The organism is Kamptonema animale CS-326 (assembly GCF_028330895.1).
In the GTDB taxonomy this organism is placed as follows: Bacteria; Cyanobacteriota; Cyanobacteriia; order Cyanobacteriales; family Microcoleaceae; genus Kamptonema; species Kamptonema formosum.
Genome location: NZ_JAQMUA010000114.1, coordinates 1 through 8,372, shown reverse-complemented (window position 1 = coordinate 8,372; position 8,372 = coordinate 1). Strand labels below are relative to the sequence as shown.

General features: G+C 43.4%; 7 protein-coding genes and 1 pseudogene. 4 read left to right on the top strand and 4 right to left on the bottom strand.

Annotated elements, in window-relative coordinates; genetic code table 11:
- From PN499_RS06540 to PN499_RS06525, 4 genes and pseudogenes are all read left to right on the top strand, one after another.
- Window positions 1-262: pseudogene (locus tag PN499_RS06540) on the top strand (response regulator); the annotation flags it as partial.
- A gap of 85 nt (window positions 263-347) precedes the next feature.
- A complete protein-coding gene (locus PN499_RS06535) occupies window positions 348-908 on the top strand; it encodes a Uma2 family endonuclease (RefSeq protein WP_272030887.1) in 561 nt (186 codons plus the stop codon).
- Between the two features lie 267 nt (window positions 909-1,175).
- A complete protein-coding gene (locus PN499_RS06530; RefSeq protein WP_272030886.1) occupies window positions 1,176-1,799 on the top strand; it encodes a hypothetical protein in 624 nt (207 codons plus the stop codon).
- 402 nt (window positions 1,800-2,201) lie between these two features.
- Entirely contained in the window at window positions 2,202-3,791 is a 1,590-nt protein-coding gene (locus tag PN499_RS06525; protein WP_272030885.1) for a peptidoglycan DD-metalloendopeptidase family protein, read from the top strand.
- 410 nt (window positions 3,792-4,201) lie between these two features.
- On the opposite strand, the gene PN499_RS06520 is transcribed toward PN499_RS06525, so the two are convergent.
- From PN499_RS06520 to PN499_RS06505, 4 genes are all read right to left on the bottom strand, one after another.
- Window positions 4,202-5,416, bottom strand: a complete 1,215-nt coding sequence (locus PN499_RS06520) for a DUF790 family protein (RefSeq protein ID WP_272030884.1) — start codon at window positions 5,414-5,416, stop codon at window positions 4,202-4,204.
- 15 nt (window positions 5,417-5,431) lie between these two features.
- The gene (locus PN499_RS06515) at window positions 5,432-5,893 is read right to left on the bottom strand and encodes a DUF3598 family protein (protein ID WP_272030883.1); all 462 of its coding nucleotides are present in this window, start codon (window positions 5,891-5,893) and stop codon (window positions 5,432-5,434) included.
- A gap of 251 nt (window positions 5,894-6,144) precedes the next feature.
- Complete coding sequence (locus PN499_RS06510) at window positions 6,145-7,683, bottom strand: DEAD/DEAH box helicase (protein WP_272030882.1); 1,539 nt, start codon at window positions 7,681-7,683, stop codon at window positions 6,145-6,147.
- Between the two features lie 159 nt (window positions 7,684-7,842).
- Window positions 7,843-8,109: a hypothetical protein gene (locus PN499_RS06505; RefSeq protein WP_272030881.1), complete on the bottom strand. Its 267-nt coding sequence runs from the start codon at window positions 8,107-8,109 to the stop codon at window positions 7,843-7,845.
- Window positions 8,110-8,372 lie beyond the last annotated feature (263 nt).

The window sequence follows — 8,372 nt, the reverse complement described above, 5'->3', positions numbered from 1 at the left end:
CCACTATCGATGGATTGATAAAACAATGCCTCGCGGGAAACAACAGGTTATTCATATTTACGAAGTCTGGACAAACATAGATGTCACAGCTCACGGGAAGCTGCTCACTCAGCCACTATTTGAGAAAGCAATTCAAGCATGGCGAATAGGTAAATTAGTAGCAGCTTTGGGATATTTTCAGCAAGTTGTTGCACAAAATCCGGGAGATACTGTTGCTACTCTCTATATCGAACGCTGTCAGGAGCAACTGAGTTTGAATTAAAGGGGGTAATAGCTTCTTGATTTTCACTTCTAATTATTGCTGTATTTATACTATAATCAAAACAGAACTGAGCGGAGTTAAAGCTATGTCTACTACAGAAAAAGTCCGTTGGACAAGCGCCGATCTAGAATTTTTACCTGATAATGGCAACCGTTATGAGATCGTCGAAGGAGAATTAGTCGTGACAAGAGCACCCCACTGGAAACATCAAAATGTTGCTGACAATGTTTGCAGAACATTAAATAATTGGTCGGTAGAGACGGGTTTAGGTAAAGCAGCAACAACTCCAGGCATTATCTTCACGGATGGTGATAATGTTATCCCTGATGTGGTCTGGGTAAGTAATGAACGTTTACCAGAAATATTAGATGAATCGGGACATTTGCGGGGAGCACCGGAGTTGGTAGTAGAGGTGATGTCTCCCGGTGAGGAAAATGAAAAGCGCGATCGCCAATCTAAGTTAAAATTATATTCTGTTCAAGGTGTGCGGGAATATTGGATTTTTGACAGAATCCAGCAGAAAGTTGAGGTTTATCGGCGAGAAAATGGGGTTTTGAAGTTAGCGATGACTTTGTTTAAAGAAGATAATTTAACCAGTTCTTTGTTACCAGGTTTTAGCGTGTCGGTGGCGGGATTGTTTGCCTAGAGATGCGGAAGCATCCAATTTTGTAGGCTAAAGCATTCGGGTAGATAATTTATCGGTTTTAGCCTTCATACTTTATGACCGAATGCTTCGCCCTTACTCAGCGGTTTTCTTTCTGGTTTTCTCATCGACTATCCGCTTGAATAATTCAAATTGTTCTTGTTCTTCTTCTTTGTTCTTTGGCGGGTGAAATATAATCGCTTTTGAGTCGGGACTACGGGGATTTACACCTGAACAAGAATAAAACTCAAACATAGAGATAGATAACTAATGTCTTACAGTGATTTTACTTTAAATCGAGTTGCCAAAGACTTTAATTTAACGATTTCCGAACGCTCTGCTATTTTCACAGAAACGCCAGAATTACCACCCAGCAACTTTCTCCAAGAAACACTGCGTGATAATATGGCATTAGCCCTGGGTAGCAATACAGAAAAAGCACGCTCGGAACTGATTATCGCTCCCATTCTCGTTGAACTTAGAAAACAGTTAAATTATCAAATTAGCTGGTTTTCCGGTGTTGACTTTAGTGTAGATGCTACCAAAGGATTAAATGGCAGTTGTGATTTTATCATCAGTCAATCCCCGGAACTTTTATTTGTTAGTGCGCCAGTCATCACCATTGTTGAAGCCAAAAAAGAAAATATCCTAGCGGGTTTAGGACAATGCGTAGCAGAAATGTTGGCGGCGCAAATTTTTAACCAAAATGAAGGCAATGAAATTCCTATTATTTACGGTTCTGTTACTACCGGGACAAACTGGAAATTTCTGAGATTAGCAGGACAGACACTGGAAATTGATCTAGTCGAATATTTTATCAACGATCTTAGTAAAATTTTAGGTATCTTAGCCAGTGGCATTAACTCAAATATTGCAGGAAAACTAGATAGCTAGAATTTAGCGCTTAAGTAAAAACAATTAGGAGAACTTATCATAAAATGAAACGCGATCGCCTACTTCGGGCAACTGTGACAATAACTCAGCCTTAAACTAGCGATCGCCTAAAACTCCAGACTAACATCAGGCATCCGCGAAAATTAGACGGACACAAACGAGCGATCGTCCCCGTCAACGCCACAGGCGGACTGCAAGTGCGATTTTACTCAAAAAATCCCCTTACCAAAAACTGAAGCTGTAACAGAGTCCAAAGGCGAAATTTGCCTCAAGCCCGTTACAATCATTCTGGGCTATAGAACAACAACAAAATTCCCAACGGATTTAAAGGATGAGTTATCGGTTTCTTTGCAGCCCTCACCCCCCATGCCACAAGCCCGATATTGAGTTGTGATAAAGATCGTGAAACCAGTTTACTCAGATAAAAAACTAAAATCCCTGGCAACAGCCAAACAAGAAAAAATGACCCCTATAAGCGATCGCGCTCGATTGCGGCTATTATCTCAACGTTCCCTACTCTTAGGCATCGGTTGTATTGCTAGTCTAGGAATGCTCAGTAAAGGTATGGTTTGGGCCCAAACCGAGGCTCCGCAAGTAGAAATAACTGCCCCAGAACCCTCTGAAGCCCCAGCCAGCCTCCCGGAACCAGCCGCAGTTGAACCAGAAACTTACGCACCAGAACCCTCTGCGGCCGCCCCCGAATACGCCCCAGAACCAGAATACATTCCAGAAACCCCCGCAGCGGCCGCCCCAGAACCAGAGTACATTCCAGAAGCCCCCGCAGCGGCCGCCTCAGAGCCGTATTTACCAGAACCAGAAATTGCTCCGCCAACCGTAGAAGCGCCCAGCACTCCAGAATATAATGCTGAGGCCCCAGCCAGCCCCAATAACGCCTACATAGATCCCACTGACTACAGTGTGGGTGCTACTAACACCTACGAAGCACCCACAGCAGTTCAATTTTCCGAACGCTCAACTGGTTGCGACGCTGTGGTGGGAACGGGACAAGAAATTGCCGGTACACTCTGCGCTCCACCACCCTCACAGTCTTTTACAGCAGAGGGTAACACTGGAAACTCTTACGCTGAAAATGCAATCGCCCCCACAGGCAGGAAAGCCTGGGAAACAGGTCAGCAACAGCCGGGAGTGTCTTACGCACAGGGAGACTCCTCCCCTGGGCGTGAATATTCCTCTGAGCCTGGATACTCCTCTGGGTCAGGATACTCCTCAAACGGGGAGGCAACGGTTGCCAGCATTGGGTCTATCCAAGTCGGCCCGATTACTGTCAGCAGTATGAGCGATTCTGGTTTTGCTTATTACAATCAGACACCTCGGCCGCCTGCATTGCCTGGAAATGGCAATCTGCGGATGATGTTTCCCCTGTCTATCCCCGCTGAAATTACCTCGATTTTTGGCTGGAGGACTCATCCAGTCCTCGGTTCAGGCAGGTTTCACACGGGTACGGATTTGGGTGCGCCGATGGGAACGCCTGTTTTGGCGGCTTATGCGGGTCAAGTTGCGATCGCAGATTGGTTAGGAGGTTACGGCCTGGCAGTCGTTCTCGACCATAATAAACAATCCCAAGAAACTCTCTACGCTCACCTTTCCGAACTATTTGTTAAACCCGGTGAATGGGTGCAGCAAGGAGAAGTAATTGGTCGAGTTGGGAGTACGGGGATGTCTACAGGCCCTCACTTACACTTTGAACTACGGGCGATGACAAATCAAGGCTGGGTAGCGATCGATCCAGGCCAGCAATTAGAGTTTGCTTTGGCTCAAATGGTCAAAACTCTGGAAACAGCAGAAAAAGTGCCAGTTATGCCTAAAATTCTTACCTCTCGCTTAGCAGGTGGAACAGGGGATTTAGAGATTAGTACGCCAAAACTTCCACCTCTCCCTCTGGGTTTAGACATTGAAATTGTCAATCTCCAACCCCCAGTAGAGTTGTTAGAAAAGCCGATTTCTAAGTCAGTTTCTAAGCCAAAGAATTGATTGATAGCAACTGCCAAGGCGATTAAGATACAAGGGGCGGGTTCGCCAAGATATGGGTCACAAATTCACAATCTTAATCACCCGCCCCTACTTCGTTATACTTTCAAGGAATAAGAGTCAGAACAACCCGACCAGTATTAGGTTTTGATATCGCCTACAGTTGGGCAATATTTAATGGTATTGAAACTCACAAAAAGCAAGTACAAAAAATTACTGAAAATTACGCCCCATCAAAGTCGTTTTTATCAGCAGGGCATAGGGGCTATAATCCTGATTGGGTTTATTTCTTAGACCTCTTTGTCACCCCCAGATTCAAATTAAGTAAATCCACCTAATTTAACGTAAAATACAGATGACTAAAAAGCTGGCTGTATAAGCATTCTTCCTTCTTCCTTCTATTTAATTGAATGCTATTCTAGCACTTCCAGCACAGACTTTGGCAATAATTTATCTTTAAACCAGATAATCTTAGCCGACACATCTTTTACCTGTACTCCCGCTTTTTCTAAATTCAATCTTTCGGAAATCGCCAAAATTAAATTATCGCATTCAGAACGTCGAACTTGAGAAAATTTCTTTTGCAAATATTCGGGTCGCCAATAACCGACAATTTCCAATAAAAATGACCTGCCATCGGGATGAACTAACCGAAAATCTGGAATCATCACGCTACCAGGAATGGGGATTAAATCAACTTCTCTCTCCAGTCGCCATTCTGTTTTTAGCGCATCCCACTTCCCAGCAAATGACGCTTCTAACATACTATCATAAGGTTTCCCTGGGGGATAGTGACTAACCAAGCCGCAATCCGAGTTAAGAGTAAATTTACCTGTTTTCCAAACACCACTATAAGGGTCGCGATTTTGTAAAGTCGCGTGCAAACTCCATTTGGTAACGTGCAGCAATGCTGGTATCATTTTAGCTAAGGCAAGACCGTAACGAGTGCTCGGCTTAAATAAACTTACAGGCCCATCAATTGTTAGAGTAAAACCTCGATCGGCATCACCTTCAATATAAGTCATTAATTGAAAGAGTTTAAGATAGCGAAATAATAGTTTATACTCCCCTGGATCGTTGCGATGGGCGTTTAATTGGACATGACTGGCACGATAAAATATACCTTGGACTTGAGAAACATTATATCTATGTAATAAAGCTTCTGGCGTTGGTGCATCAAATTGAGTAAGGATTTTATTCTCTGCTAAATCCGCATATAAACCAAAACTCAATTCTGTAGGTAAAACTTCTCTATTTAACTCTTTACTCAGTTCAATTGCTACTTTTTCAAGAGTTAACAGGGTAGAATTGCTGCTAGGTATTGACTGAGAAGCTAAGGCAAAAATTCGCTGCCTTAATTCAGACGGTTCTAGGGGACTAACTACATCAAATGTACAAAAACCACTTCTGAGAAGATGAGCCAATCCTCGCTTAAGGCGATAGTCTGGACTATCGCCTTCTAATTCTTGTAAACCTCGATCTAGTTCGCCTTGAGTTGTGCCAATTGCTGCTTGAAAACAGGCAATCATTTCGCTAGCTGTATCTAAGTTTCTGGCATCGATATTGAGGCGTAGCGGGATGATTGACTCGCCATTTTGGCGATGACTTAATAAATCACTCGGTAACATAAGCAGGGAAATTTTTTACTCAATTTTCCTTTCAGTAATTACCATCACTCCTCTGAGTTTTCCTTCTGGTGTCAAGCTTTGAGTAGTGCGGATTCGTTCAGAAGCACTAACCAGATTAATAGTTTCAATAGCCCTCAAACTACCATTGGCGTTGTCCCAAACCTGAAAAATTATTAGATCGTCTCCAAATTCTGTGGCTAATGTATTATAGTTGGAAAAAGGCGGGTTGGGACTTTCAATTTTCACTTTTCCTTCACCAACAACATAACCTATAAAGTTTTGAGTTTCAATCTCGCCATTGCTATATGTCTGAACATTGGTTTGTCTCCACTGATTGTCAATTATTCTCTGGGTGACAACCGTTATAAATCTTTGGATTTCCTTGCAGTCTCCATCGAGAATTGTCCAGTTTCCTTCCCAGACTCCAGTATTTTTCTGGAAAATTTTAAAGTTACTTAGTTGTAAGATATCGCTCATTTTTTTTGCTATCTAAGTCGATCGATTTAGGACTTACGCACTCTCCATATTAAATCAAAGCCTTAAGATTGCTTCACTACGTTAGGAGGTATGCAAATAGGACTTACGCACCCAACTAAAGAAACCGGTTTTTTTTACGAAAATACTTCATTTTTACCCACAGATTCTCTCAAAAACCCGGTTTCTGTGGCTCCCACCATAAGTCTTATAATTATAAAATTATAACATGAGATGATACTAATTAGTAATCCTCAATCTTGAGTTTCCTCATGATTTTCTCCCCATTTCTCTGGACTTTCAGCAGCTAACCTAGTAGTGGGCTGATTTACACCATAGATTAGTGTTGGCTTAATAAATTCCAATTGCTCATATTCTGGTTGTTCTTGTTCTTTCTCTTTAGATTTTTTAGGTTTTTCAGGTTTGCTTTCTCCCCGCCGCCGCTGAGATGTCCTTTCCTCGCTGGTGTTTTCTGTAACTACTTCATAGAGAATTGCTAATTTGTTTTCATCATTACCTTTACGAAGCACTCGCCCTAAACGTTGTATGTATTCCCGTTCGCTTCCCGTCCCGGATAAAATAATAGCTATTCTCGCATCGGGAACATCAACACCTTCATTCAGAACGTGGGAAGCAATTAAAGTTTTATATTCGCCGCTGCGAAATTGGGTAAGGATTTGATGGCGCTCTTTAACTGGTGTTTGATGGGTAATACTGGGGATTAAAAATTCTTGGGAAACGCGGTAAACAGTGGCGTTATCTGCGGTAAAAATTAGAGTGCGATGGGGGTAATGTTGGGCAAGTAAACCTGCCAAAACTCTGATTTTTCCATCTGTACAAAGGGAGATTTCTTTAGCTTCGCGGTGTGCTAACATGGCACGACGACCGATAGGCGATCGCGCACTCATCATCACAAAATTTTTCCAACCTTCAAGGCTGGATAGCTTAATATTGGATTGTTTTAAAAATTCGTTACGGATTTTAATCAGTTCTTGGTAGCGATCGCCCTCTTCCTTTGATAACTTAACCATGATCTGAACTATCTTATGTTCAGCTAAAGCGCCCCCTGCCAGTTGTTCGGGCGTGCGACTGAAAACTGTAGGGCCGATTAGGGCGTTGAGGTCGCTGTGACGGCCATCGGAACGATCCGGCGTTGCTGTTAACCCAAGGCGGAAGGGTGCGATCGCATACTCCGCGATCGCTCGATAAAAATCAGTCGGTAAGTGATGGCACTCATCAAAAACTAGCAAACCATATTTATTACCCAAAGTTTCAGCGTGAATGGTTGCACTGTCGTAAGTAGCCACTAGAATTGGCGTTTTATCCCGCGAACCACCACCTAGCAATCCGATTTCAATATCGGGAAAAGCTGCCTTTAAATTCGCATACCACTGGTGCATTAAATCCAGAGTTGGCACTACAATTAGGCTACTGCGACCAGTTGCTTGCATCGCTAATTGTGCGAGATAAGTTTTGCCTGATGCCGTAGGAAGTACCACAACGCCTTTACTACCCGCTTGTTGCCAAGCTGCTAAGGCTTCTTCTTGATGCTGATAGGGCGGCATTTCAACGCTGGGGACGAGTTCGAGTTGTTGATAGCCCTTTGCGTCGTCAGTGTAGTTAAGGCGTTCCGATTGCAACGCCTCTAGCAGAGGTCGATAGTGAATAGCCGGAATCCGAAATTTTTCCACGCGATCGTCCCACGTCGCGAAGTCCACCCAGGCTTTCCCTCTGGGTGGTGGATGCAGGAGTAGAGTACCGCGATCGAAGGTTAAGGTAGGAGTCCGAGGCATTGGCTGAGGGATTTATTAATGCCTCTGTTATTTTAATTGTTAATTGTTAACGGTTAACTGTTAACGGTTAACTGTTAACAAATCGCAAGAGTAGGATGGGTTTCCCAAAGCGCTCAACCCATCCTACAAATAATTTCGTTTCTTACTTTGACACTGAATCTAAATCGGGCTACAAAATTCATCGATACTGAGCAGAATTTCGCCATAGTCAGGAATCCAAGCTAGCCATTTATCTTCAGAATATTGGCACAAAAGCCAAGCTTCATCAAAGCTGAAGGCTGTCGGAGGGTTAAATAACTTGACCCAGGTGGAGGGAGCAAACTTGGGTGAAGCTGAGGTAGAGCGATCGCGAAATTTATCCCACACGCCTGCGTTTACAATACTTGCTGGCGGTTGCCAAGCGCGAATATCTGATTGAAGTTTCATAATTAATCCTTATGGGGCGAACGGGCTGCGCCAGGGTGAGGTTGTAGGCTTCAACACAAAGCGAAGGCGCAGAAAAATTAATTCTGTAATTTATGATACAGAATTTTTGGGGATAACGTGAGTGCTTGTCTCAAAACTTTACAATATGGCAGGCGGCAGCAGGCAGAGGCAATCAAAGAGGGTTTTAGCAAGTGCGCCTTTAGTCGGTTAAGACTTACGTAACGCCGCCCTCTGGGCGGTTAACACTTAGGTAACGCCGCCTT

Bases quoted from the DNA above. Each gene is read 5' to 3' on its own strand.
- PN499_RS06535 (WP_272030887.1), top strand. From the start codon at position 348: ATGTCTACTACAGAAAAAGTCCGTTGGACAAGCGCCGATCTAGAATTT.
- PN499_RS06515 (WP_272030883.1), bottom strand. From the start codon at position 5,893: ATGAGCGATATCTTACAACTAAGTAACTTTAAAATTTTCCAGAAAAAT.
- PN499_RS06505 (WP_272030881.1), bottom strand. From the start codon at position 8,109: ATGAAACTTCAATCAGATATTCGCGCTTGGCAACCGCCAGCAAGTATT.
- PN499_RS06510 (WP_272030882.1), bottom strand. From the start codon at position 7,683: ATGCCTCGGACTCCTACCTTAACCTTCGATCGCGGTACTCTACTCCTG.
- PN499_RS06520 (WP_272030884.1), bottom strand. From the start codon at position 5,416: ATGTTACCGAGTGATTTATTAAGTCATCGCCAAAATGGCGAGTCAATC.
- PN499_RS06530 (WP_272030886.1), top strand. From the start codon at position 1,176: ATGTCTTACAGTGATTTTACTTTAAATCGAGTTGCCAAAGACTTTAAT.